The sequence below is a fragment of the Quisquiliibacterium transsilvanicum genome (assembly GCF_014202215.1).
Lineage (GTDB): Bacteria > Pseudomonadota > Gammaproteobacteria > Burkholderiales > Burkholderiaceae_E > Quisquiliibacterium > Quisquiliibacterium transsilvanicum.
Genome location: NZ_JACHGB010000002.1, coordinates 124,362 through 148,013 on the forward strand (window position 1 = coordinate 124,362; position 23,652 = coordinate 148,013).

General features: G+C 71.0%; 18 protein-coding genes and 1 pseudogene. 9 read left to right on the forward strand and 10 right to left on the reverse strand.

Going from position 1 to position 23,652, the window contains the following annotated elements:
* The first annotated feature begins 98 nt into the window (after window positions 1-98).
* Window positions 99-1,352: an NADP-dependent isocitrate dehydrogenase gene (icd, locus tag HNQ70_RS04000; protein WP_183964517.1), complete on the forward strand. Its 1,254-nt coding sequence runs from the start codon at window positions 99-101 to the stop codon at window positions 1,350-1,352.
* Window positions 1,353-1,577: 225 nt separating this feature from the next.
* On the opposite strand, the pseudogene HNQ70_RS20585 reads toward icd, so the two are convergent.
* A pseudogene (locus HNQ70_RS20585) lies at window positions 1,578-1,667 on the reverse strand (PIN domain-containing protein); the annotation flags it as partial.
* Window positions 1,668-1,918: 251 nt separating this feature from the next.
* Here HNQ70_RS20585 and HNQ70_RS04005 point away from each other — a divergent pair.
* From HNQ70_RS04005 to HNQ70_RS04015, 3 genes are all read left to right on the forward strand, one after another.
* Window positions 1,919-2,269, forward strand: a complete 351-nt coding sequence (locus tag HNQ70_RS04005) for a type II toxin-antitoxin system Phd/YefM family antitoxin (RefSeq protein WP_183964519.1) — start codon at window positions 1,919-1,921, stop codon at window positions 2,267-2,269.
* Window positions 2,262-2,663: a type II toxin-antitoxin system RelE/ParE family toxin gene (locus tag HNQ70_RS04010; RefSeq protein WP_183964521.1), complete on the forward strand. Its 402-nt coding sequence runs from the start codon at window positions 2,262-2,264 to the stop codon at window positions 2,661-2,663. Before HNQ70_RS04005 ends, HNQ70_RS04010 begins: the two co-directional genes overlap by 8 nt.
* 581 nt (window positions 2,664-3,244) lie before the next feature.
* Window positions 3,245-6,403, forward strand: coding sequence for an alkaline phosphatase family protein (locus tag HNQ70_RS04015; protein WP_183964523.1), 3,159 nt, complete (start codon window positions 3,245-3,247; stop codon window positions 6,401-6,403).
* A 34-nt stretch (window positions 6,404-6,437) separates the two neighbouring features.
* Here HNQ70_RS04015 and HNQ70_RS04020 read toward each other — a convergent pair whose 3' ends face one another.
* On the reverse strand, window positions 6,438-7,421 hold the full coding sequence (locus HNQ70_RS04020) for a zinc-binding dehydrogenase (RefSeq protein ID WP_183964525.1): 984 nt from the start codon (window positions 7,419-7,421) through the stop codon (window positions 6,438-6,440).
* Window positions 7,422-7,576: 155 nt separating this feature from the next.
* Between HNQ70_RS04020 and HNQ70_RS04025 the strand changes: the two genes are divergently transcribed.
* Both HNQ70_RS04025 and HNQ70_RS04030 read left to right on the forward strand, forming a co-directional pair.
* Entirely contained in the window at window positions 7,577-8,707 is a 1,131-nt protein-coding gene (locus HNQ70_RS04025) for an AI-2E family transporter (RefSeq protein ID WP_183964527.1), read from the forward strand.
* Between the two features lie 54 nt (window positions 8,708-8,761).
* Window positions 8,762-9,457: a VIT1/CCC1 transporter family protein gene (locus tag HNQ70_RS04030; RefSeq protein WP_425504327.1), complete on the forward strand. Its 696-nt coding sequence runs from the start codon at window positions 8,762-8,764 to the stop codon at window positions 9,455-9,457.
* A gap of 94 nt (window positions 9,458-9,551) precedes the next feature.
* On the opposite strand, the gene HNQ70_RS04035 is transcribed toward HNQ70_RS04030, so the two are convergent.
* From HNQ70_RS04035 to HNQ70_RS04045, 3 genes are all read right to left on the reverse strand, one after another.
* Window positions 9,552-11,210: an acetolactate synthase large subunit gene (locus HNQ70_RS04035; RefSeq protein WP_183964531.1), complete on the reverse strand. Its 1,659-nt coding sequence runs from the start codon at window positions 11,208-11,210 to the stop codon at window positions 9,552-9,554.
* 28 nt (window positions 11,211-11,238) lie between these two features.
* Window positions 11,239-12,852 carry an FAD-dependent oxidoreductase gene (locus HNQ70_RS04040; protein WP_183964533.1) on the reverse strand — a complete coding sequence of 538 codons (1,614 nt, stop codon included), beginning with the start codon at window positions 12,850-12,852 and terminating at the stop codon, window positions 11,239-11,241.
* Window positions 12,853-12,934: 82 nt separating this feature from the next.
* A complete protein-coding gene (locus tag HNQ70_RS04045) occupies window positions 12,935-13,945 on the reverse strand; it encodes an alpha/beta hydrolase family protein (RefSeq protein WP_246434692.1) in 1,011 nt (336 codons plus the stop codon).
* A gap of 272 nt (window positions 13,946-14,217) precedes the next feature.
* Between HNQ70_RS04045 and HNQ70_RS04050 the strand changes: the two genes are divergently transcribed.
* A complete protein-coding gene (locus HNQ70_RS04050) occupies window positions 14,218-14,982 on the forward strand; it encodes an SDR family NAD(P)-dependent oxidoreductase (protein ID WP_183964537.1) in 765 nt (254 codons plus the stop codon).
* On the opposite strand, the gene HNQ70_RS04055 is transcribed toward HNQ70_RS04050, so the two are convergent.
* Window positions 14,940-15,530, reverse strand: coding sequence for a hypothetical protein (locus HNQ70_RS04055; protein WP_183964539.1), 591 nt, complete (start codon window positions 15,528-15,530; stop codon window positions 14,940-14,942). The genes HNQ70_RS04050 and HNQ70_RS04055 overlap by 43 nt on opposite strands.
* 30 nt (window positions 15,531-15,560) lie before the next feature.
* On the opposite strand from HNQ70_RS04055, the gene HNQ70_RS04060 reads away from it, so the two are divergent.
* Window positions 15,561-15,761, forward strand: coding sequence for a hypothetical protein (locus HNQ70_RS04060; protein ID WP_183964541.1), 201 nt, complete (start codon window positions 15,561-15,563; stop codon window positions 15,759-15,761).
* Window positions 15,762-15,984: 223 nt separating this feature from the next.
* Window positions 15,985-18,030, forward strand: coding sequence for a TonB-dependent receptor (locus HNQ70_RS04065; protein ID WP_183965455.1), 2,046 nt, complete (start codon window positions 15,985-15,987; stop codon window positions 18,028-18,030).
* Between the two features lie 90 nt (window positions 18,031-18,120).
* On the opposite strand, the gene HNQ70_RS04070 is transcribed toward HNQ70_RS04065, so the two are convergent.
* The 4 genes from HNQ70_RS04070 to HNQ70_RS04085 are packed head-to-tail and all read right to left on the reverse strand — an operon-like array spanning window position 18,121 to window position 23,559.
* A complete protein-coding gene (locus HNQ70_RS04070; RefSeq protein WP_183964543.1) occupies window positions 18,121-19,098 on the reverse strand; it encodes a hypothetical protein in 978 nt (325 codons plus the stop codon).
* On the reverse strand, window positions 19,095-20,069 hold the full coding sequence (locus HNQ70_RS04075) for a HupE/UreJ family protein (RefSeq protein ID WP_246434694.1): 975 nt from the start codon (window positions 20,067-20,069) through the stop codon (window positions 19,095-19,097). Before HNQ70_RS04075 ends, HNQ70_RS04070 begins: the two co-directional genes overlap by 4 nt.
* The gene (locus HNQ70_RS04080) at window positions 20,066-20,941 is read right to left on the reverse strand and encodes a peptidyl-prolyl cis-trans isomerase (protein ID WP_183964545.1); all 876 of its coding nucleotides are present in this window, start codon (window positions 20,939-20,941) and stop codon (window positions 20,066-20,068) included. The genes HNQ70_RS04075 and HNQ70_RS04080 overlap by 4 nt, the downstream gene beginning before the upstream one ends.
* The gene (locus HNQ70_RS04085) at window positions 20,938-23,559 is read right to left on the reverse strand and encodes a fused MFS/spermidine synthase (protein ID WP_183964547.1); all 2,622 of its coding nucleotides are present in this window, start codon (window positions 23,557-23,559) and stop codon (window positions 20,938-20,940) included. The genes HNQ70_RS04080 and HNQ70_RS04085 overlap by 4 nt, the downstream gene beginning before the upstream one ends.
* Between the last annotated feature and the right edge of the window lie 93 nt (window positions 23,560-23,652).

The following is a 23,652-nucleotide window of genomic DNA, read 5'->3' on the forward strand; positions in this document are numbered from 1 at the left end:
TAGCGCCTATCGCATGGCTTCGGATGGGCGCGATCGGGCATAATCGGGGCAGGGCTCCGACCTCCCGTATCAGCAGTACCTCAGACAGGAAACTCCACATGTACCAGCACATCAAGGTCCCGGCCGGCGGGGAAAAGATCAAGGTAAATGCCGACTTTTCTCTGCAGGTACCCGACAATCCGATCATTCCCTACATCGAGGGTGACGGCACGGGCATCGACATCACCCCGGTGATGATCAAGGTCGTGGATGCTGCGGTGGCCAAGGTATATGGCGGCAAGCGCAAGATCCACTGGATGGAGATCTACGCCGGCGAGAAGTCCACGAAGGTCTATGGTCCTGACGTCTGGCTGCCCGAAGAGACGCTGGAAGTCCTCAAGGACTACGTTGTCTCGATCAAGGGCCCGCTGACCACGCCGGTCGGCGGCGGCATCCGCTCGTTGAACGTCGCGCTGCGCCAGCAGCTCGATCTCTACGTCTGCCTGCGTCCCATCCAGTACTTCAAGGGCGTGCCGTCGCCGGTCAAGGAGCCCGAGAAGACCGACATGGTGATCTTCCGAGAGAACTCCGAGGATATCTACGCCGGCATCGAATGGGAGCAGGGCTCCGCTGGCGCGCAGAAGCTCATCGACTTCCTGATCAAGGAGATGGGGGTCAAGAAGATCCGCTTCCCCGAGACCTCGGGCATCGGCATCAAGCCGGTTTCGCGCGAAGGCACCGAGCGCCTGGTCCGCAAGGCCATCCAGTACGCCATCGACAACGACAAGCCCTCGCTCACCCTGGTGCACAAGGGCAACATCATGAAGTACACCGAGGGTGGCTTCCGCGACTGGGGCTACGCGCTGGCGCAGAACGAGTTCGGTGCGAAGCTCATCGACGGCGGCCCGTGGTGCAGCTTCAAGAACCCGAAGACCGGCCGCGACATCATCGTCAAGGACGCCATCGCCGACGCCTTCCTGCAGCAGATCCTGCTGCGGCCGGCCGAGTACAGCGTGATCGCCACGCTGAACCTGAACGGCGACTACATCTCCGACGCGCTGGCCGCGCAGGTCGGCGGCATCGGCATCGCGCCGGGCGCCAACCTGTCGGATTCGGTCGCGATGTTCGAGGCCACCCACGGCACCGCCCCCAAGTACGCCGGCAAGGACTACGTCAACCCGGGCTCCGAGATCCTCTCGGCCGAGATGATGCTGCGCCACATGGGCTGGGTCGAGGCCGCCGACAAGATCATCGACTCTATGCAGAAGTCGATCCTGTCGAAGAAGGTCACCTATGACTTCGCGCGTCTGCTGGAAGGCTCCACCCAGGTGTCCTGCTCGGGATTCGGGCAGGTGATGATCGACCATATGTGACACCTGCCCGGGGCGTTTCAGCACGCCCCAGCCGGTTCCAGACAGAGCCCCAGATCGTTGATTCGACTGGGGTTTTCTGTTTCTGATGTCCCGGACGCTTCGTTGGCTTCCCGGCGTGGCACATGGAATCGGCGGCGCGCGCGGAATTCCTGCGGCCTGCGCCAGCGCAGCCGGCCCGATCCAGCGTGTCGAGCAGAGCCGCGCAACGTCCCGCAGATTACGCGTCACGATGGCATCGGCCTGTGCCGCCACCGCCGACTCGATAAGGTGGTTGTCGGCTGCATCATGCAGATTCGGATCCCAGGCGTAGATCACTTTGATGGCACCGGTGCTGTCATTGGGTGAAGCCTGCGAGTCGGCGTTGCTCGTGGTGCTCGACTACGGCTTGCGAGTGCGGAGGCAGAAGCTTGAAACGGGGAGCAACGAGCGCAGGATGTCCCGGGAAGGGGCGCGCGCACCCAGGACGCCGCGGGACTGCGCATGGCTATCAGGTCGATCCGGCCTTCCCGCTGCGCGCGGAAGCGCGTAAACTGCGCAGAATTCTGCAACTACCGGATGGACGTGCCATGGGAATCTCTGCGAGCGATGTGGTGCCGTTCACCCAGGCGCGTGCCACGCTGTCCGACCTGGCTGAGCAGGTCAAGGCCGGTGCCGAGAAGATCATCACCAAGAACGGCGAGAGCTATGTCGCCCTCATCGACGCTGAGCGCCTGGACTACTACCACCGCCTGGAGCGCGAGCGCATCCACCTCCTGTTGATCGACGACGCGCGGCGAGGCCTCGCGGACATTGCAGCCGGGCGGACCCAGGATGCGGATGCTGGCATTGCCGCGCTGCAGGCGCGGCGGGCCGGCACGCCGCCGGCCGGCACAAAGGGCAAGGTGAAGGCCAGCGGGACTGCGCGCAAACGTGGCTGAGCCCGTCGTTCGCGTCGAACTGACGGCCAGCTTCCTGGACCGTCTGGCGGCGATCGAGTCCTTCTTGACCGAGGCGGACGCGGCGTCTGCCTACGACCGGCTGCTGGGCGAACTCCGCACCACCGTCATCCCCAATCTCCGGCGCTTCCCCCGCATCGGGCGGCGCTATCTGGACCAGCCGCCGCAGTCTGCCGAGGCACTCGCGCAGCTCGCTGCATTCCCGGCGGGTGCGGCCGATCGCCTGCGCGAGTACCCGCATGGGGACTACCTGATTCTGTACACAGTGGCGACGCCGGGCCACCTGGTGCATCTGCTGTCGATTCGGCACCACCGCGAACTGTCTTTCCAGTTCTCTCGGCTGTGGGCCGGGCCGGCCGGTAGCCCGGACCGCTGACATGAGCAACGAAGCCTTTGTCGTCCCGCGGGCTGGCCGCGCCACTGCTTTCGGAGTCTCGACGCGCCACAAGCGCGCTTGTGGAGCCGGAAACGCAAATTAGGCTCCGCAAATCGGTTTGTCGCGCCCACGGGCTCCACAAGTCCTCACAACACCTCCCGGCCTTCGGTCACGTTGATCAGCTTGGGAGAGCTCAGCGTGGCCAGGCGCTGCCCGGCCGCAGGTCTCGCAGGATGCCGGCGTGGCGCATGGAATCGACGGCGCGCGCGGAACTCCTGCGGTCTGCGCCAGTTCAGCCGGCCCGATCCAGCTTGTAGAGCAAAGTCAGGGCGAGCTTGGGGTTGCCGCGCGCTGCTCGCGTTTCGAAGCGCACGCGGGCGTCAGAACCCGCAGTGTCGGGAACTTCAGTTTTACGAACGCTCGGAGCGCAATACCAGATCATCCAGGATACAAGCCCCAGGCTTTGGAGTACGTTAGCGCAAAGCCCATCGCCGCTCGCCTCGTGACCTGCGTTCGACGACGTACTTCGACGTGGCGACGTTCGCGGAACCCCGTCGACCTGTTCCGAAGGAGAGAGCGCCATGACGATAGGGCATGAGGCAGGCCGCGAACACGGCTTCGAGCACTACAACACCTACGAGGCCGAGGGCGAGCGGGCCCGGATCATCGGGCACTTCGTGCGTGAACAGACCGAGGCCGCGGTCAGGCCACGCGTTCCGTTCTCCTTGCGCTTCTTCGGTTATGGCGGCGGCGCGGCGCTGGCAGTCCGGGCCGTCTCGGTGCGATCCGGGCATGTGATCGGCTTGGCCGCGGTCGGCGCGCCGGCGCCGCAGCCGGGATCGATGACTGGTGCGACGCCCGCGCCGCCCGGATCCACGACCCTTTCGACACCCGCGACACCCATCGGCACGGACGAGGTCGCTGGCGTCGAAACGCGTGGCGCCGCGGGCGAAGAGCGCGCTCGCGGGGCCGCGAGATCCGCGGGCGCAGCGGGCGCAGCGGACCGCGGCAGGGCTCGCCTGACCGCGCCGGCAATGGTCGGCGACTCGCTTCGACGCGACGGCGGGGTGTTCGATCCGTGGCGCGATCCGCAGGACCCGATGCCGCCGCTCGAACCGCCCGAACCTCCGGGGGGCGGGGGAGGCGGCATCCTGCACGCGGCGGTCACGGTTCAACTGTTCGCGCCCGGCCGCGACGAGCCGGTGCAGACCTGGGAATTGCCCGAGGAGGTCGCCGGAAACCTGCGGACCGTTTCCTACAACCCGCCCGGTCTGCCTTCCGAAGACGCTCCGGTGCGGCGTCTCGGCTGGTGGCGCCTCACGGTCATTCCCGCCGGGCCGGACCCCGCAATGCTGCATCTGGAGGCGCACGCCACCCGGACATGGCTGCCGTTTCGCAGCGTGAACCTGTCGAGCCGCCTGTTCAACCACGTGTTCCGGGTCGCGCTCGAAGCGCTGGTGCCCCATGCGCGGGTCGCGGGTTCGACGCTCACCGTTGGCCTGAGCAAGGAGCTGACCGACATGGTCGGCATCGAACCGGTCTACAAGCAGGCCGACATCTCGCCGGTGTCCGCCCACGGCAAGCTGACGTCGTTGAGCATCACTGCGGTGTCCGGTCGCGACCTGAAGGCGGCCGCAACCCGACACAACCGGCGCCCGCGCAACGTCGATCGCGTGCGCGACGATGACATCGCTCTGCGCATCCAGGCAGCGTTCTCACGCGTGAATGCGAGCGTCCTTGGATTCGAGGTCGCCCGGCTCGACGGCGAGTTCGGCGAAATCTTCCTCGCGTTCAACCGCTCGCTGACGGAACTCACGCCCGCTGCGTTCATGAAGGTCGATTTCTCGACACTGGCCGACTGGGCCATCGACATCGCGAGCCTCTTCACCGAGATCGATCACGACGTCGTCAACTCGGCGCTCGAAGACAGCCTCTACCCGGTCGAGCGGCTGATCCGCACCCACCTGCGCGACGTGCTGAGTCGCGCCATCGGGCAGCGTGCCGTGCTGCACGACATCTGGGCGACGACAGGCGGCTGGCAGGCCCGTTACTTCATCGATCCGCTGCTGCCGCGCGCCGACCTGCCGTGGCGACCGCCGACCGGGCCACTCGGCGGCTTCGGTGGCGGCGCACTCGGCGGGTTCACCGAGCCCGCGCTCGCCGCCGAGATTGGTGACGACGTCGGCGCCGCGCCGCCAGACACACCGCCACCGCCGCCACCGTCGCCCAGCGATCCGCCGGGCGTGTTCCCCCCTGGCTTCGTCGTCGAGGACGGCAACGCGCTGGCGCGCCTCGACCGTCACCAGTCCATCGTCGTGATCATGATGGAGAACCGCTCCTACGATCACCTGCTCGGCGGCCTCGCCACGGCGCGCCCGCGCGCGACCAACGGATACGACGGTCCGCCGTCACAGGCCAGCAATCTCCCGGCCGGCGGATTCCTGGAGCCGGTCCGCTTCGTGAAGGCGCGCGAGATCGGCCTTGGCACCGCGATTCCGGTGAGCCCGAATCATCACCATCTGCCGGTCATGTTCCAGATCGGCGACGGCACTGCGGAAACCAGCGGCACGGGCGGCATGGCCGGCTTTGCGCGCGACCTGCACAAGCGAACCGACTCGCCGCAGATCGCGATGACGATGTACGGGGAGGCGGACCTCCCCGTCTACTACAAGCTGGCCGACGAGTTCTGCGTCTGCGACCGCTGGTTCTGCGCCCACCCGGGCCCGACCTGGCCGAACCGGTTCGCCACCATGATGGGATCGATCCCCGAGCTCGAGAACTTCGAGATCGACGATCCGCAGATCGGCTTCCTGCCGCATGAAACGATCTTCGACGCACTGTCGCGCAACGGCATCGACTGGAAGGTGTTCGAGAGCGACCTCTCGCAGATCCGCATGTTCGATCGCTTCCGCCTCGACGACGCGCATGTCGTGCCGATCGACGATCGCAAGGACGGGCTCGACGCGACGATGCGCTCCTCGAGCCCGCTGCCGCGCGTCATGTTCGTCGAGCCCAATTTCGCCGACCTGCCGCCTCTTGCGACCGCCAACGACGACCATCCGCCCGCGGACCTGGCGGCGGGGCAGGCGTTCATTGCTCGGGTGCTCGACGCGATCATCTCGGCCGGCCGCTTCGACGACTGCCTCGTGCTGATCACCTACGACGAGCACGGCGGCTTCTACGATCACGTGCCGCCACCGGGCACTCCAAAGGCGGAACCGACTCCCGTCGGGCTGCGCAGCAGGCTGCATCCGGACGGGCCCGAATGCCTGGGCGTTCGGGTGCCGACTTTCGTCATCTCGCCTCTGGTCAGTGCCGGAGCGATCAGCAGGACGATTTTCGACCACACGTCGATCCTGAAGTCGATCCTCGTTCATAACCGGGCGCGGCTGCCCGGCAGCGTGCTCGGGAGTTTCGGGCCGCGCGTCAACGCCGCCGCGCACCTGGGCCAGGCCCTCGACCTCGACGCCTCACGGCCGCCGCCGCTGCCCTTCGACCTGCGCCGTCGCCAGCCAGGCGGCGCAGGCCCAGGCGGCGCAGGCCCAGGTGGCGCGGCTGCCGAGCTGGACGGCAGCGTGCTCGCCACAGACGTCACGATCAGCGCTGGCGGTGCGCCTGCGGCGCCGCCCATTCCACCGCGGACGGTGACGATCGTTCCGCGGATCACCCAGCCGGAACAGGAGCAGGATCCGCGCGACTTCCACACGGCCTTGCGGCGCGCGCTCCAGCCACGGCGCTAGTTCGGCACGGTGATGACCGTGCCGGCCCAAGCGTTCACGATTCTCCGGCCACCCTGAGGATCGTCTTCCCCTGCCCCTGGCCGGACAGCGCGTACTCCAGCGCCGGCACGAATTCCTCGAATGCGAACTCGCGGCCGATCGGCGGCGAGAGCGCGCCGTCGCCGACCCAGGCCAGCAGTTCCGACAGGTGCGCTGACGCCAGTTCCGCCTCGAAGAGGAAGAACTGGCGCACGTCCACGCCGACCAGCGCCGCGCCCTTCAGAAGCGGCAGGTTGGCGGGCAGCGAGGGGATCGGACCGCCGGCGAAGCCGACGACCAGGTGCCGGCCGCGCCAGCCCAGCGAGCGGAACGCGGGCTCGAAGAGCGGGCCGCACACGGGATCGAAGACGACGTCCGGGCCCTGCTTGCCGCAGAGGGCCTTGATCCGATCGCGAAAGCCCTCCGCCGCGGACTCGATGGCGTGGTCGGCGCCCATCCGCTCGGCGAAGGCGCGCTTTTCTGGAGTGGAGGCCACTGCGATCACCCGTGCCCCCAGCAGCTTGCCCACCTGGATGGCGGCCGAGCCCACTCCCCCGGCCGCGCCGATCACCACGAGCGTCTCCCCCGGGGCGAGCCTTGCGCGCTCGCGCAGGCCGTGCAGGGCGGTGACGTAGTTGACGCGGAAGCTGGCCGCCTGCGCAAAGCTCATGCGGTCGGGAATCTTCAGCACCGACGCGCCCGGGGCGATCGCCAGTTCCGAGAACCCGCCGCGGACCTGCGCCATCACCCGGTCGCCGATCGACAGGTGCCCGACGCCTTCGCCGATCGTCTCGATCCAGCCGCCGACCTCCTGCCCCGGCACATGCGGCAGCGGCGGCTTGACCTGGTAGCGCCCCAGCGACACCAGCGCATCGACGTAGCCGACCCCGCAGGCCGCCACTCGCACAACCACGGTGCCGGGCTCCGCTTGTGGCGCGGGTGCGTCGAACATGCGGTAGTCGGAGATCGAATCAAGGGCGGCTGCTACGACTTGTCTCACGAGGGCTTCCTTCTCTGGTGGCGCGTGGCGCGTGGCGCGTGGCGTGTGGGTCGGCGCATTCTATTCTCTGCCGAACATGAGCCGCCTCATCGCGAACCGGGATGCGCCCCTGGGGCGCTGGCCTCCCGATGGGGCCACGCGTATCCTGAAAACCGATGCATCAAGACCAAGACAATGCTGCCGGCGGCAGTCCGAGGACCGACGGAGTCAGCACGCTCGAGCGCCGCATGCTGCTGGCGCTGCTGCCAGCGGTGACGCTGGCGCTTGTCTGGATCCTCCTGCCGTTCTACGTGCCCATCCTGTGGGGCACGATCATCGCCCTGATCTTCGCGCCGCTGAACCGCCGCCTGCTGCTTCGCTTCGGCCGGCGGCGCACCCTTGCTGCACTGGTGACGCTGCTGGCGGTGCTGCTGGTCGCGGTCGTGCCCTTCGCGCTGGTCACGGCCTCGCTGGCCCGCGAGGCGGGCGGCGTGTACGAGAAGCTGCAGTCCGGCGAGTGGAATCCGGCGCTCGAGTTGCGGCGCCTGTTCGACGCGCTGCCCGGGTCGGTGACGGTGTGGCTCGACCGCCTGGGCTGGGGCGATTTCGACACCGTGCAGCGCCAGGTGACCGCCAGCCTGGCGCGGGCCACGCAGTTCATCGCCGAGCAGGCGCTGGGCATCGGACAGAACACCTTCGAGTTCGTCACCGGGCTGTTCATCACGCTCTACCTGGCGTTCTTCCTGATCCGCGACGGCGAGAGGCTGGCGAGCGCCGCCCGGCGCACCATGCCCTTCGCGCCTGCGCACCAGCGCGAGCTGCTCGGCAAGTTCAGCACCGTGATCCGCGCCACCGTCAAGGGCAACCTGGTGGCGGCGGCCTTGCAGGGCCTGCTCGGGGGGCTGGCGTTCTGGGCGCTGGGCGTCGGCGCGCCGCTGCTGTGGGGCGTCCTGATGGCCTTCCTGTCGCTGGTGCCGGCGGTGGGCGCCGCGCTCGTGTGGCTGCCGGTGGCGCTGTACTTCCTGCTGAGCGGGTCGATCCTGAAGGGCGCGATCCTGGTGGCCTTCGGAGTTCTCGTCATCGGGCTGGTCGACAACCTGCTGCGGCCGGTGCTGGTGGGGAAGGACACCCGGCTGCCGGATTACGTGGTGCTGATGACCACCCTGGGCGGCATGGCGGTGCTGGGAATCAACGGTTTCGTCCTCGGGCCGGCAATCGCGGCGATGTTCGTCGCCCTGTGGCACATACAGGGCAAGATGCAGGCATCGGACGAGCAGTCCGAAAGCGATGGTCCCGTGGGCTCGTAGTCCGGCCACGCGGCGTCCGCCGCGACGCGTCTGTCACACTTGGAAATGACCAACATGCGCCGTCAGCACACCGAACGCCACCGCACCGACCGGATCGGCTGGCTGCGCGCCGCCGTGCTCGGCGCCAACGATGGCATCGTGTCCACCGCCAGCCTGGTGGTCGGCGTGGCTGCGGCCGGCGCAAGCCACGGTGTGATCCTGACCACTGGCGTGGCGGGGCTGGTTGCCGGCGCGATGTCGATGGCCGCCGGCGAATACGTGTCGGTGTACTCGCAGGCCGACACCGAACAGGCCGACCTGTCGCGCGAACGCGCCGAGCTGGAGGCCGACCCCGCAGCGGAGCGGCGCGAGCTGGCGCGCATCTATGTTGCCCGCGGTCTCGACCCGGCGCTAGCGGACCAGGTTTCCGGGCAGCTGATGGCCCACGACGCGCTCGGCGCGCATGCACGCGAGGAACTCGGCATCACCGCCGAACTCAGCGCGCGGCCGCTGCAGGCCGCCCTGGCCTCGGCAGGAAGCTTCGCGGTTGGCGCCGCCTTGCCGCTGGCCGCCGTGCTGCTCCTGTCCCAGAGTTCCCTGATCGTCGGCGTTTCGCTGTCCTCGCTGATTCTGCTCGCGCTGCTGGGCGCCCTGGCGGCGCGTGTGGGCGGAGCGAGCCCGCTGCTCGGCGCGTGGCGCGTGGCCTTCTGGGGCGCACTGGCAATGGCCGTCACCGCCGGGGTCGGCGCCTGGTTCGGCACGGTGGCCTGAGCCGTCGGCAGGCGGGGACTGTCCATCACCGCACGGGCGCGCCGATCTGGGGCATTGCAGCTGCGGACGATGCCTTGGAGGCTCGCCCGTCTGTTCAAGGCGCGATCTTGCGCTTGAGCGCCCGTGCCACCGCCGGGGGAAGCCCCGGCAGCGAGCGCAGCAGCCAGGGCAGCAGCCGGCGCTTCAGGCCGCTGAGCGACTGCGGCACCATTGCGTCGATCAGGTGCGGGCCGGGCGTGGCCAGCGCGCGCTCCAGCGCGCGAACGAACTCCTCGGCGGTCGTCGCGCGCACCCCGTCCACGCCCATGCTCTGCGCCATTTGCGCGTAGTCGATTCGCGGGGCGGCGAGGTCGAGCTGCGCGCGCGCCTTCGGCCCGATGCGCTCGGCGCCCACGCGCTCCAGCTCCACGTTCAGCACCGAGTAGGACGCGTTGTTGAAGACGATGGCGGTGACGTCCAGGCGTTCGCGCGCCAGCGTCCACAGCGACTGGATCGTGTACATCGCGGTGCCGTCGCCAATCAGCGCGATCACCGGCCGATCCGGGCAGGCGATCGCGGCGCCGACCGCGTTCGGCAGCCCCTGGCCGATCGCCCCGCCGGTCAGCGTGATCAGGTCGTGGCGGGGCGCTCCGGCGGTGAAGGGGCCCAGCATCAGCCCCGAGGTGATCGCCTCGTCGATCAGGATCGCGTTCTCGGGCAGCAGGTGGCCCACCGCTTTGCAGACCTTCTCCGCGGTGAGCCGGCCGCGGGGGCGGCCGGGCCGAGCGCCGGGCTGCAGCGCCGGGCGAGCGCCGTCGGCGCCGAGCGAGCGCTCCAGCTTCTCAATGCTGGCCAGCGCGTCCTGCGCCGGGGTGGCCAGCGTATGAACGGTGCAGGACGGCGGCACCAGGTCGCTTGCCTTGCCCGGATACGCGAAGAAGGACACCGGCGCCTTGGCGTCCACCAGCACCAGATGTTCGACGTTGGCGAGCTGCACGCCGGCAAGTTCCGCCAGGTAGGCGATGCGCTCCACCGCGGGCAGGCCGGCACCGCGCTCCAGCCGGGTGGGAAACACCTCGGCCAGCAGCTTGACGCCGCAGTGCGCGGCGATGCGCGCTGCGGCCAGCAGCGCGGGCTCGCGCAGCGCCTGTCCGCCCAGCAGCAGCGCCGCCCTGCGCCCGGAGCGCAGCGCTTGCGCGATCGCGGCCACCACCGCGTCGTCCGCGGCTTCGGGCCGGGGCGGCAGCGGCGGCGGGCAGGGCACGCCCCCATCACCCCAGGACACGTCCGCAGGCAGGATCAGCGTGGCCACCTGGCCGGGCAGCCCGCGGGCCGCAGCGATGGCCTCGACCGCATCGCGGCACAGTTCGTCGGTGCGCCGGGAGGTACGAACGAAGCCGGGCGACACGTTGCGCGCCACGGTCTCGATGTCCGACTGCAGCTGCGCGTCGAAGGGCGCGTGGAAAGTGGCGTGGTCGCCGACGATGTTGAGCACCGGCACCTTGCCCTTGCGCGCGTTGTGGAGGTTGGCCAGCCCGTTGCCCAGGCCGCAGCCCAGGTGCAGCAGCGTGGCGGCCGGCTTGCCGGCCATCCGCGCGTAGCCGTCGGCGGCGCCGGTGGCCACGCCTTCGAAGAGCGCGAGCACCGCGCGCATCCGCGGCTCCAAGTCCAGCGCGGCCACGAAGTGCATCTCCGAGGTGCCCGGGTTGGTGAAGCAGACCTCGATCCCGGCATCGACCAGGGTCTTCATCAGGGCTTGGGCGCCGTTGGGCATGGGGGATCCTCTGGGGCGATGGCCGGGCTCAGGGCCCTGTGCCGGCGGTGAACGAGCGCGCCGCCGCGCGCGCGGTGAGGATGCAGCCTGGCAGGAAGGTGCCTTCCAGCGAGCGCCTGCCGCTGGCGCCGCCGCCGCCGAAGCCGGCCGCCTCGCCCACGCAGTACAGGCCGGCGATGGGCTGGCCCGCAGCATCGAGCACGCGGCTCTGCAGGTCGGTCTGCAGGCCGCCCAGGCTCTTGCGGGTGATCAGCTGCATCCGGATCGCGATGAAGGGGCCCGCGCCGCGCGCCTGCAGCGGCGCGGGCCTGCAGGTGCGCAGCCGGTCCGGCCCCCACTGGCGCGCGTGCAGGATGCGGCGGATCTGGTCGTCGTTGTGCAGCTTGTCGCCGCGGGCGAAGTTGGCGTCGAAGGCATCAGCCGTGGCCTGTAGCACCGCAGCGTCGACGTCCCGCGTGCCGGCCAGCGCGTTCATCTTCGCGGCCAGTCCGGCGAGCGTGTCGTCGACCAGGAAGTCCGCGCTCTCGCGCTGCATCTGGCGCACCAGGCGCGCGCTGCCCAGCAGGGTCTCGAGCAGGAAGGCCGGCATCTGCATGTCCCGGATGCGCGCGTTGTGCTCGGCGCCGGAGATCGCGAATTCCTTCTTCGCGATCCGCCAGTTCAGCAGGTGCCAGGTCCAGGGCTTGTCCTGCTCGGCCACGCGCTGGCACAGCCAGTGGGTGTCGAAGCCGGTGACTAGCGGCTCCGGGCCGATCCGCGTCCCGCGGTGATCGAGCCACAGCGCCGACTTGCAGGGGATCGCGGACAGGCCGTGACCCTCGAACTGCGGCTGGGGATGCGGGAAACCCGCGGCGTAGTTCCACATCTCGCCAGCGTGGGTGATGTTGCCGCCGAGCGCTTGCGCCACCCAGTGGTGCAGCCCGCCGTCCGCATGCGGATGCGCGCCGTTGAGCATCGCCGCGGGCATCGGCCGGTCCTTTGGCCAGTTGGCGCGGCACTCGTCGTGGCTGCCATTGATGCCGCCCATCGCCAGCACCACAACGGGGGCGTCCAGGCGCACTTCGGCGCCGGTGGTTTCGTCGATCGCCACCACGCCGGCCACGTCCCCGGCACCGTGCTCCAGCGCGACCACCCGGTGGCGGTGCAGCAGCGTGAGCCGCCCGCCGCCGCCGGCGCTGCGCAGCGCTGCGATCAGGCGCCGGGCAAGCTCGCGCGCCGTGCCCCAGACCACGTGGTAGCGCGGCAGGCTGTTGCCGTCGCCGAGACGGCCGCGCTCCACCCAGTTCACCGCGGGCATGAACTTCAGGCCCTCGGCCAGCAGCCAGTCGTGGACCTGCGGGCGCGAATTCTCGACGTAGTGGCGGGCCCAGGCCAGCGGCAGCGGGTCGGCCTCGCTCAGCTCGCCGAAGCGGAGCCAGTCGCGCAGCGCGCGCTCCGGGGTGTCCGCAATTCCCATGCGCGTCTGCAGCGGCGTGCCCACCAGCGCCATTCCGCCGAAAGCCCACAGGGCCAGGCCGCCCAGGCGCTCCGGAGTGTCGCGATCCACCAGCGCCACCGAAAGTCCGGCACGCAGAGCCTCCAGCGCGGCGACGATGCCCGCCAGGCCGCCGCCGACCACCGCCACGTCATGCCTCGATGCCATCGCTGGCCTCCCCAGGGTGTGGTCGGAAGATAGCCGCCTATCGTCCGCGGGGAAAGCGCATTCGTCCGCGCGGAACCTGCAGTCAGCCGAGCGCCCGCTGCAGGAACGCCACGATGCGCGCGCCCTGCGGCGCCAGCGCGGCGCGCAGGTCATGGTCGGCGTCGACCACCAGCAGTTCGGCGCGGGGCTGAGCGTCGCGCAGGCGCAGCGCGTCGGCCATCGGCACCGTGGTGTCGTGGCGACCGTGCACCAGCAGCACCGGGCAGGCCAGCGCAGCGATGGTGTTGACCGGCGCAATGCGCTCGAAGCGCTCGCCGATCACCTGCTGGACGTGCCCGAGGATCGCATTGCCCAGGACCCGGCGGGGGATGCGGTGCTCTGCCATCCAGCGCTGCATCATCTCGGCGGGGTGCGCGAAGGCCGACAGGCTGACCACCGCGCGCACCGGACACGGCCCGGCCGCGGGATTCTCCGTCGAGCGCGCGGCGTGCAGCAGCGCGGCGCCCGCGCCGACCGAATGGCCAAGCAGCGCGATCCGGTCGCGGTCGACTGCGGGATGGGCGCAGAGCGCCTCCAGTGCCGTGGCGATGTCTTCGGCGAAGCGTGGCAGCGAGGTGAAGTCCTCGTCGCCGCTCTCGCCGTGGCAGCTTGCGTCCACCAGCATCACCGCGAACCCGGCCGCCAGCAGCGGATCGACCGCGGGCCACAGCGTCGACGCGTTTGCGCCCCAGCCGTGCATCGCAAGCACAGCGGGCAGGGGCTGCGCGGAGGGCTCGCGCGTGGCGGACGTGGCGGATGTGGCGGACGCGTGCGCCGGCCCTCGCAAGTCTTGCGTCAGCAGCCAGGCCGCCAGCGTCTGGCCGCGCGCACCCCGCAGGCGCAGCGTCTCCAGCCGGAGGGCGTGGCGCGTGCCTTGCGCGAGTTGCGCGAGCTGCGCGATCGGCGGGTCGTGCGCCAGCCGCGGCGCGCGCAGCCCGCGCAGCAGCGCGCGATGAAGCAGCGGCCGAAGCGCACGCAGGGGCCAGGCGAGCGGCGAGTGCGAGTCCGCTCTGCCCGGCGCGAGGCGGCGGCTGTCCGGTGCGGGAGTCGGCAAGTGCTGCGTCCGGGATCGGGGAAGTCCCGGAATATAGGCGAAAGCCGCCGCGCACGCCGGCGGCATCGCGCAGGGTGCCGGGCCGGGCCGGGCCGGGCCGCCGACTTCCCCACGCGCCGGATTGCACATGGCGCCGCGGCGCCGGACTGCCGATTGCGCCGATTGCGCCGATTGCGCCGGCGCGCCAATCCGGAAACCGCGTCGCCCGCTCCGATGGCGCGCTCCTTTCGTGGTCGAATCGCGCACCCAAGTTCATCACCAGAGGATCCTCAATGACCCTGCAGATCTCCCTCGCCGGCCGCGTCGCGCTGGTCACCGGCGCCAGCCGCGGCATCGGCCGTGCCATCGCTCTGCAGCTGGCCCGGGCCGGCGCCGACATCGCGGTCAACTACAACCGCGACGCCGAGGCCGCAGCCGAGACCGTGGCCGCGGTGCAGGCGCTCGGGCGCAAGGCCCGCGCCTACGCCGCGTCGGTCGAGCAGCGCGTGGACGCGCAGCGCCTGGCGCGGGAGGTGCTGGCCGACTTCGGCGCAGTGCACGTGCTGGTCAACAACGCTGGCATCGCCAGCCGCGGCAAGGCGGTCATCGACACCGATCCGGCCGAACCGGAGCGCCTGTTCGGGGTGCACGTGATGGGCCCCTTCCACCTGGCGCAGGCGCTGCTGCCGCAGATGCGCACGCTCGGGCGCGGCGACATCGTGATGATTTCCAGCGTCGCCACTCGCCGGCACGCGGGCAACGGCGCGCCCTACAACATCGCCAAGGCGGCGATGGAGGCGCTGGCGTTCACGCTGGCCAAGGAAGAGCGCGCCCACGGCATCCGTACCCACGTCGTCAGCCCCACGCTGACCGACACCGACATGGGCCGCCGGCTCGCCAGGGCCCGCGGCAGCGCCGACATCCACGCGCTGGACGCAAGCTCGCCTTTCGGGCGGGTGAGCGTGCCCGAGGACGTCGCTGCCACCGTCGCCTTCCTGGTGTCCGACCTCAATGCCTACGTGAACGGGCAGAATGTCGCGGTCGACGGCGGCGGCTGACCGCAACATCCGCTGACCGTCACCGTCACCGTCACCGTCACCGTCACCGTCACCGTCACCGTCACCGTCACCATCACCGCCGCCGCCGCCGCCGCCGCCGCCGCCGCCGCCGCCGCACGCCCCCCCCGCGCTGTCATGCCCGCTGAACATTCGGGCGGGACAATGCGCGCTGCAGCCGCCATCGGCGCGGCCGCCTGTTCGGGAAGCCTGGCGTGGGTGCGTGCGACGGAGACAGGGTGGGGGACCGCGGACGCGCTGCCGGCGCGTCGTCGGCCCGCGCCCGTCGCCCGCGCACCGGCCCGCGCACCGGCCCGCGCACCGGCTCCCGCAGCGCCTGCGGCTGGCTGGCGGTGCTGCTTGCCTTGTGCGTGGTCTGGCAGGCCGGCTGGCAGGCGATCGCCCGCGCGGGCGCCGGCGCGCACCTGCACCTGCTTGTGGTGCAGCAGGCGGGCGAGCGGCACGATCACGGTCACGGTCACGGTCACGGTCACGGTCACGGTCACGGTCACGGTCACGCGCATCATCACGCGCGCCCCGCCGCCGATCATTCGCACGGAGCCGATACGGCGGGCGTCGTGATGCTTGCCGACGAAACCTCCGGCGACGGCGCGGCGCCGGTCAGTTCCGGCGCAAAGCGCATGCTCCTCGACCACGACGCTGCGCTGCCGGACGACGCGCTGCGCTTGCCGCCGGCCGTTTCTGGCCGCTACCGGACCTCATCGACCGCTTCCTTCGAGTCCCGCACCGTTTCACCGCTGGATCGGCCACCCATCGGCTGAGCAGGTCGATGGTTGAGGCGCGCCGCCGCGGACACGGCGGCGCATTCCTTCCCGTTCGCGCCGCGTCTATGAGAGCCCGCCCCAGGCGGCAGCCTGCGCGCGTCCGGTGTGTCCCCACGAGCTGCTGCTGCGCGAGCACGCGCGCCCGGTCGGGGACGAATGGTGTCCGCGCACAATGCGGACCGGAGAGATTCCAGTGACGATTCGATGTCGTATCGGGGCGATGCGCGTTCCGGCGTGCAGCCTCGCGGTGCTTGCCTGCGTGCTGGCGTCCCATGCAGCCCACGCGGGCGGTGAGCAGGTCCTAGAGAAAGTGGTGGTGGTCGGCGGTGCTGCCGAGCAGGTCGGAATCGCCGACTCGGCCAGCGTCGGCACCGTGACGCGCGAACAGATCGAGGCCCGGGTGGCCTACCGTCCCGGCGAGCTGCTCGAGGCCACGCCTGGCCTGGTGGTGAGCCAGCACAGCGGCGAGGGCAAGGCCAACCAGTTCTACCTGCGCGGCTTCAACCTCGACCACGGCACCGATCTGCGCACCACGGTCGACGGCATGCTGGTCAATCAGCGCAGCCATGCGCACGGCCAGGGCTGGACCGACCTGAACTTCGTGATCCCCGAACTGGCCAGCGGCCTGCGCTACAAGAAGGGCCCCTATGACGCGAGCGAAGGCGACTTCGCGTCGGCGGGCGCGGTCGAGATCACCTACGCCGACCGCCTGGAGCGCGGCATTGCCAGCATCGGCGCCGGCGGCAACGGCTTTCGTCGGGCGGTGCTCGCCGATTCGGTCGCGGCCGGCCGCGGCCACCTGCTCTACGCGCTCGAAGGCCAGCACAGCGACGGCCCTTTCGTGCACCCGGACCGCTTCCGCAAGTTAAACGGCGTGCTGCGCTACACCGAGGGCGATCGCCGCAACGGCTGGAGCGTCACCGCGATGGGCTACGACGGGCGCTGGAACGCCACCGACCAGATCCCGCGGCGCGCGGTGCAGGACGGCACGCTGGGCCGCTTCGACACCATCGATCCGAGCTCGGGCGGCAGTGCCAGCCGCTACAGCCTGTCCGCCGACTGGCGCCGCGCGGGCAACGGCAGCGCCAGCCGGGTCGGCGCCTACGTGATCGACTCGAGGCTCGATCTCTTCTCGAACTTCACCTACTGGATGGACGATCCGGACAACGCCGACCAGTTCGCGCAGCCCGACCGTCGCGTCACCAGCGCGGTGAACGCCAGCCACAGCCTGTTCGGCAGCCTGCTTGGCCGCGACTCCGAGACCACGGTCGGCATCCAGTTCCAGAACGACAACATCCGCAATGCGCTGCTCAGGACGCGCGAGCGCGCGACCATCGGCGTCGTGCGCCGTGATCGCATCGTCGAGGGCAGCGTCGGCCTGTACCTGCAGAACACGACCGCCTGGACGCCGCTGTTCCGCTCGGTGCTCGGGGCGCGCGTCGACCACTACCGTTTCGACGTCGACAGCGACAACCCGCTGAACTCCGGGCGCGCCAGCGACACCATCGCCAACCCGAAGCTCGGCCTGGTCTTCGGGCCGTTCGGGCGCACCGAGTACTACCTGAACGCAGGCGGCGGCTTCCATAGCAACGACGCCCGCGGCACGACCATCTCGGTGGACCCGGCCAGCGGCGAGCCCGCCACCCGGGTGACGCCGCTGGCGCGCTCGCGCGGCTTTGAGCTGGGCATGCGCACCGAGCCGCTGCCGGGCCTGCAGAGCTCGCTCGCGCTCTTTGTGCTGGACCTGGACTCGGAGCTGCTGTTCATCGGCGACGCCGGCGCCACTGAGGCTTCGAGGGCGAGCCGGCGGATCGGCTTCGAGCTGGCCAACTACTACAAGCCCAAGCGCTGGCTGACCCTGGATGCCGACCTCGCTTTCGCCTCGGCGCGCTTCCGCGACCATGCGCCCGAGGGCAGGCGGATTCCGGGCGCCATCGAGGGGGTGGCGAGCGTCGCTGCTTCGGTGGACGGGCTCGGCCCCTGGTCGGGCGCGCTGCAGCTGCGCTGGTTCGGGCCGCGGGCGCTGGTCGAGGACGACTCGGTGCGTTCGAAGGCGACCGCCACGCTCAACGGGCGCATCGGCTACCGGCTGAACGATCGCATGTCGCTGGCGCTCGACGGCTTCAACCTGCTCGACAGCCGGCACTCCGCGATCGACTACTACTATGCGTCGCAGCTGCGCGGCGAGGCCGCGCCGGTCGACGACATCCACTTCCATCCGATCGAGGGGCGCAGCTTCCGGCTGACGCTGACGATGCGGCTGTAGGGGAAGGCGTGGGGGTGCCCGCAGATCCGCGGGCGCCCCGATGTGTCGCACGCCTTGCCGCCGAGCTGCGCGGCGCAGGCTGCACCGTCTTCAGACGTCGCGGTGGTCGGCGAAGTCCGGTTCGGGGTCCGGCGGCGGCAGTTCCCCCGGGCCAGTGCCGCGTCCGGCGGGGCCGGATGAAGGGGCGAGGACTGGCCGCAGCATCTCGAAAGCGCCGGAGGCCTGCAACTGCTCCAGGCGCTGCTGCATCGAGGCGACACCGGTGCCGGCCTCCATTCTCAGCGTCAGCATTCTGTTGTGCGGCCGCATCCCGGCGATGCGGGTCGCCGTCCTGCGGAGCGCGTCGTTGACCTGGCCGACCGTTGCCGCCTGCACGAGCACGGCCTCGATCTGCAGGGGCTGGGCGCTGAACGCGGGCGGCGCTCCGGCGGTGAAGCCACGCAGCGCGGCGGCCGCGGGCTCCTTCGGGTCACCGCGCAGCAGCGCGCCCGCCGGGCCCTCGGAATCGTCGGTTTCCCGCAGCTCCCAGCGCAGCCGTTCGGGGTCGATCGGCTGCTTCGACGGATGGCGCAGCACCAGCGTCTCGGCGGGGCTTGCCCGCTCCTCCGGGCCCAGCGCGACGACGCGCAGGCTCCCGGAGACGATCTCGATGCGCGGCCCGGCGTCGCGCAGCAGCAGTTCGGCGCCGCCGAACGGGGCGCCGCGGTTGACCAGGGTGGCGCGATAGCTGCGCTCGACGCGGTCGCCGTCGAGCTCGATCTCGCCGACCAGCTCCAGGTCGTACAGGCCGAGCCGGCCGGCGACCCCTGGCAGCGCGGGTCCGGCCGCGGCCAGGTTCTGCAGCATCGAGCCGGCCAGCGTCGGGCCAGGCATGCCGCCGGCCGGCGGTGCTGCCCGGTCCGGTGCGGCCTGGCGGGCGTCGCCGAAGGCGGCGGGAGCATCGGGCGACGGTCGATCGACGCAGGCGGCCGCGGACATCATCGTCAGGCCCGCCGCCAGGAGCTTCAGGCGCAGGCGTCCGCGCGAGCCGCCCTCGACGCAGCCTGCGGGTGACACGAGGCGTTTCATGCGGCCACCACGATGGTCGCCAGGCGCTGCCAGGTCCACCAGGCGGCCAGCACGCCGATCACGTAGAGCGCGGGCGCACGGGCGGCGCGCGCGACCGGCAGCGAACCGATCGCCCGGGTCAGCAGCCAGGCCGCCGCCACCACCATCAGCTGGCCAGCTTCCACGCCCAGGTTGAAGGTCAGCAGCGCGATCGGCACGTGCTGCTCGGGCAGGCCGATCTCCTCGATCGCGCCGGCAAAGCCCAGGCCGTGCACCAGTCCGAACAGGAAGGCCACCACCGCCGGCCAGCGCTGGGTGAAGGTGTCGCGGCGGCGCAGCGCTTCGACCGCCGCCAGCATGATCGACAGCGCGATCGTCGCCTCCACCGGTCCGCTGCGCAGCGTCAGCAGGCCGAGCGCGCTGCTGGCCAGCGTGAGGCTGTGCGCCACCGTGAAGGCGGTGATCGTCCACACCAGCCGCCGGTTGAAGCCCACCAGGAACAACAGGCAGACCACGAACAGCAGATGGTCGATTCCGCCCAGGATGTGCTCCACCCCGAGCATCGTGTAGGCGGTGACGATCTCGCCGCGGCCGCGGGCATCGTCGGCGCCGCCGAACAGCATCGCCTCAGGCTGGGCCTTGGTGATCGTGTAGACCCGGCGCTGGCCGTCCAGCCAGGTGATCCGCAGCAGCGCTGCCGAGTAGCGCTCGCCGACCCCTTCGACCGAGACCTTGCCGTTCAGGCCGCCGGCGCAGCTCAGCCGCTGCTCCTCGCTGACGCATGAGTCCGGCCAGCGCGGCGTGAGCTCCTCATCGACCGGGGTGCCGCTGGCCGCGAGCCAGGACCAGACGAACTCGCCATGGGCGAGCTCGCGCATGTTCAGTTCCGCCATGGTCAGCTCATGCGACCAGGCCGGGGCCGGGGTCAGCGCGCCGGCAGCCAGCGCCAGCGCGGCCAGCAGTCCGCGAGCGCGGTGCATCAGGCGGGTCATCGTGCCTTCTCCCCGGCCACCCGCAGCGTGTAGCGCTCGCCGAGCGCCCGCACGGCATCGGTGCGCATCTCCTGCATGCGCCGATCGCGCCAGTCCTGCAGCACTGCCTCCCTGAGATCTTCGAAGCGGGCAGGGGTGCCCGGCGTCCTGCCGTCGACGCGGATCGCGCGCGGACCGTCCTTGCTGCCCAGCGCATGCCACTTGCCGATCTCGAGCGTGGCCATCCGCTCGGCGAACTCCTTGCCGAAGCCGTCGGCGATCGTCGCCTCCGGGCGTCCCTTGAAGACTCTCAGTCCGCCCTGCTGTTCGGTGTGCTGGCCTGCGTTCAGGGCGGCGGCGAAGGCCGTCACCTCCTCGAGCGTCGGCTTGCCGGGCAGCACGGCTTCGAGCAGGTCGACCCGCGGCGGCTCGTCGTAGCGAAGCCGCTCCTTCTCGAACCAGGCACGCACCGTTTCTTCGTCTCCCGCCGGCACCTGGAGGTCCGACTGCAGGACGTTGAGCGCCTTGTAGATCACGCGCTCGCGGATCGCACTGTCGCCGCGGTCCAGGCCCAGCGCGAGGCCTTCGCGATACAGCAGCTCGTTGTCGAACCAGCGCTGGCGCAGCGCAGCCAGCTCCTCTGCGTTGGGCTCGCGGCCGCGCGCGTCGGAGAACAGCTTGCGGATTTCCGCGTCCGCGTCGACGCCCAGCGTGATCGTCGAGGGGTATTCCTGGCGCGAGGCGATCGCATAGTCCACCGCGAACACCACGGCGCCGAACACGAGGAAGTGCACCAGCGGATCGCGCAGCCAGCGGGTGCGGTCGGCGGGGGCGGTGCGTGAGGTAGTGGGGATGTCAGCCGCGACGCCGCGGCCTGCCTTGGGATGGTTCATCGTGAATCCGTAGGAGGGAGTCGAAACGGGTGCGCCACGGGGAGCGCGTCGATCAGTGCCTGCGCGGCCGCCGCATCCTCGCGGGCAAGCGCGCCGGCCATGGCCCGCAGCGGTTCGCGCGCGGGGCGGAAGTCCGGGCTGGCGCCGAGCACCTCGAGCAGCGGCCCCTGCACCTGGGCCAGCATCGCGCGCAGGTCGGGGCTGGGACGAACGTTCATGCCGGCCCGCAGGTAGCGGTCGCGCGCCGACCAGTAGGCGACGACACGCGCGCGCCATTCAGCGGCAGCGCGGGCGCCGGCGTCGTCCGCGCTGGAAGCCGGGCTGGCGCCAGGCTGCGCGGCGCCGAACAGCGACGCAGGCTCGCGCGTCGATTGCGCAAGGAAGGCGCCAAGGCGTTCACGCGGCGTTGCTTCCGGAGCGTAGGTCGCGCGCGGCGCCCGATGGGCGACCACTGGACGGTCGTCCCGGTTGACGGGTGCGCCGGCGGCGAAGCCGGCCAGCGAGGCCGCGTCGGCGACCAGGCTGCCCGGCACCGCGAAGGCGTCATCCAGTTGCAGACCGTCGAGCGCCGCAGCGCTGCGGGCGGCGTCCAGGCGTGCGGCGAGCCCGCCGTGCAGCAGCGGTCCTGAGTCCGCGCGCGACACTAGGCCGATCACCGGAGTGTCCAGGCTGTTGGTGGCGAGCACGGCCGCGCCCTGCGGCCACACCTCGACGAAGGCGGACACGATGCTGCGCATCGTGTCCAGGTCCATCTGGTGCAGGGGCAGCCACTGGCAGAACACGCCGTCGTGGGCGAGCCGCTGTCGCACGGCAGCGAAGTGCTCCACCGTGTACAGCGCCGCCGATCCGCTGCGCGCCGGATGGAAGAGATCGGCGACGACGACGTCGTAGCGCGTGGCGCCGGCGCGCACGAAGCGCCGGGCGTCCGCGATCAGCACGCGCGGCGCCCCCTGAATGCCGGGCTCCCGCAGGCCGGGGACGAACAGCCCGGCGGCGTCCGCAACCTCGGGCAGCAGTTCGACCGCGTCGACCTTCAACGTCGGATCCGCCGCCGCAGCCGCTGCGGTCACTCCGGTGCCCAGACCCAGGAACAGCGCAGTGCGCGGCGCGGGATGCAGCAGCAGCGGGATCCATGCCTGCCGCGCGTCGGCCACGCGGGTGGCGTTGCTGCCTTCCTGCGCCCGGTTGTCGATGTGCAGGCGCCGGACACCCTGCGCATCCTCGATCACGCTGACCGAAGCCATCGCTCCGACCCGGTGCGAGATCACCCGGCCGCCGTCGGGCAGCTTCAGAAAATCGAGCCCGGGGGCGGCCAGCACCGCGGCCACTCCCGCGGCCAGCGGCGCCCACGGCAGCAGGCCGCGCCAGGCGCGGCGCGGCAGCAGCGCGACGTAGCCCAGCGCGATTGCCGCCAGCACCGCTTCCGCGCCCAGCCAGGGCAGCAGCGCCACGCCGACAACGGGTGCGGCCAGCGCGGCGCCCAGCGTGTTGGCGGCAATGGCGGCGCCGAAGGACCAGCCCGCGTCGCGCGCCTCCACGCAGAGGTGGCTGAACAGTGCGCCCATCGCCATCGTGGGCAGCACGAAGGCCAGCGCAGCCGCCAGCGCCTCGGCGCCGAGCGCCGAGGATGCTCCGGCCCCGATCGCCTGTTGCAGCGCGGCTCCGGCGCGCTCGCCGAAGCCCAGTCCGTAGAGTCCCGCGACGCAGCACAGCGCCAGCACCGCGAGCAGCCGCCCGCGCAGGCGCGCCCCGTCCGGGGCGCCGGCCAGGTGGCGCTGGTAGAGGGCGGCCCCGGCGGCGGTGCCTGCCAGGTAGACCGCCAGCACCAGCGTGAAGGTGTGGACGGTGTTCTCGGAGATCCGTGCCAGGACGCGGATCACGACCACTTCATAGCCGATGCCCAGCAGGCCGGTCGCGGCGAGCAGCCAGAGCAGGGTGGCGCGGCGCGACGCCGATGCCCTGGGACTCGAAGGCGCGCGGTCCTCCGCGCCAAAGCGGGTCCAGGCGATCGCCGCGCAGGCCAGGTTCAGCAGCGCCGCGGCTGCGGTGGTCGCGGTGTAGCCGAGCGCGGGCGCCAGCACGAAGGCCGCGGCCAGCGCTCCGGCCATCGCTCCAGCGGTGTTCGCCGCGTAGAGGCCGCCCAGCGCGTAACCCTGGTCGGCCAGGCGGTCGAGCACCCGCTGCATGGCGGGCACGGTGGCGCCCATCGCTGCGCTCGCCGGCAGCATGAGCAGGAAGGCGCCCAGGAAGGCGATGCTCCAGTGCCGCACCGGGGCCGGCTGGGCGCCGATCAGCATGGTCAGCCAGCCGCCGGCGTGCGGCATCGCCAGGGCCAGCAGCAGCGCCCACAGGCCGATCGCCGCCTCCAGCCCCGCGTACCAGCGGCCCGGGCGGCGGCTGCGCAGGATGCGCGGCCCCAGCGCGAAGGCGCCCAGCGCCAGGCCGCCGAAGAAGCCGGCAATCACTGCGAGCACTGCTACCGCCTCGTGGCCGAGCCAGATGCCGAACTGGTAGGTCCAGGCGATCTGCAGGGCGAGGCCCGCGAAGCCGGACAGCGCCATCAGCAGCCAGGCCAGCGTCAGGGAGGAGGAACGAGCGGGCGCGGCGGCGTCGGCCACGCCCGTTGGGGTCGAAAGGGGGGCAGCGGAGGAATTCAAGTCGTGTTACCGGAAACGCATCAAGCCGGCCATGGGCCGGCTCGGGAAGCACCG